The 1,318-nt window shown below is 56.8% G+C and carries 1 protein-coding gene and 1 other annotated feature; the gene reads right to left on the bottom strand.

The window, feature by feature from the left end; genetic code table 11:
• Positions 1 to 39 precede the first annotated feature (39 nt).
• Positions 40 to 1,268 (bottom strand): IS3 family transposase gene (locus IXC47_RS19270; RefSeq protein WP_195876768.1). Its coding sequence is split into 2 segments (ribosomal slippage): positions 40 to 980 and positions 980 to 1,268, totalling 1,230 coding nucleotides; the frame shifts between segments, so codons are not numbered across the junction.
• Positions 874 to 990 (bottom strand) — a sequence feature (AL1L pseudoknot). It overlaps the preceding gene by 117 nt.
• Positions 1,269 to 1,318: the final 50 nt, after the last annotated feature.

Here is a 1,318-nt window from a genome sequence, read left to right as displayed (position 1 = left end):
TGAACCGCCCCGGGTTTCGTGGAGGCTGGTTGGTTTAAGTTAAGTCTGCACGGTAGGATGTTCGCTTGTTTGCCGGTAGTAGTTTCTTTCCGCTTCGGCAGGAGGAATATACCCGATTGGCGCGAGCAAGCGATGATGATTGAACCAGGCAACCCATTCGAGCGTGGCCAATTCCACCGCTGCCTTGGTTTTCCAGGGGGCGCGACGATGAATCACCTCCGCCTTGTACAACCCGTTGATGGTTTCTGCCAACGCGTTGTCGTAGCTATCGCCTCGACTGCCCACAGACGGTTCAATTCCAGCTTCTGCCAAGCGTTCCGAGTATCGAATCGACACGTATTGAGAACCTCTGTCCGAATGGTGGATAAGACCATTCCCGCGTTCGGGCTGGCGGTCGTACAGTGCCTGCTCCAAGGCATCCAGCACGAAGTCGGTCTGCATGCTGCTACTGACTCGCCAGCCGACAATGCGACGGGCAAATACATCAATCACGAACGCCACGTACAGCCAGCCTTGCCAGGTTGATACATAGGTAAAGTCGCTGACCCAGAGCTGGTTTGGCCGGTTGGCCTTAAATTGCCGGTTCACACGGTCAGATGGGCAAGGTGCCGCGGTATCGGCAATGGTGGTGCGCACGGTCTTGCCCCGGCGTGCTCCCTGAATGCCTATTTGGCGCATCAATCTCTCAACGGTGCAGCGGGCCACCGCCTGCTGCTCGCGCTGTAGCTGTCGCCATACCTTGTCGGCACCATACACCTTCATGTTGGCTTCCCAGACCCGTTGAATCTCAGGCATGAGCACCGCATCCCGCTTAGCTCGGAAAGACTGCAATTGCGGATTCCTTTGCTGTGCGGCATATCGGCGATAACCGGACGGGGCAATCTGCAGGACGCGGCAGAGTGGCTCGACCCCAAAGGTGTGCCGATGTTGGTCAATAAACTGCCTTAGGATTTTAAGCGGCGGTCGAGCTCCGCCTGGGCGAAAAACGCGCTGGCCAGCTTCAATATCTCGTTGGCACGACGCAGCTCCTTGACTTCACGTTCCAGTGCCTTGACACGCTCACGTTCGTCGCTGGTCACCCTATCTCGCTGACCGGTATCCACTTCGTGCTTACGCACCCATTCGTGCAAAGTTTGTGGCACGCAGCCAATCTTTGGTGCAATCGATTCAATCGCCGCCCACAGCGATGGATACGCACCGCGGTGTTCCTGCACCATCCGTACTGCGCGCTCGCGCACCTCGGGGGAAAACTTGTTTGCTTTCTTCATGGCTCCATTCTCTCAGATAAAGAAGCCTCCACAATTTCCGGGGCGGTTCA

Source organism: Herminiimonas contaminans (genome assembly GCF_015645465.1).
GTDB classification, from domain to species: Bacteria; Pseudomonadota; Gammaproteobacteria; order Burkholderiales; family Burkholderiaceae_D; genus Oxalicibacterium; species Oxalicibacterium contaminans.
Note: the sequence above shows the minus strand (reverse complement) of the source record. Positions and strands in the feature narration are given on the sequence as shown.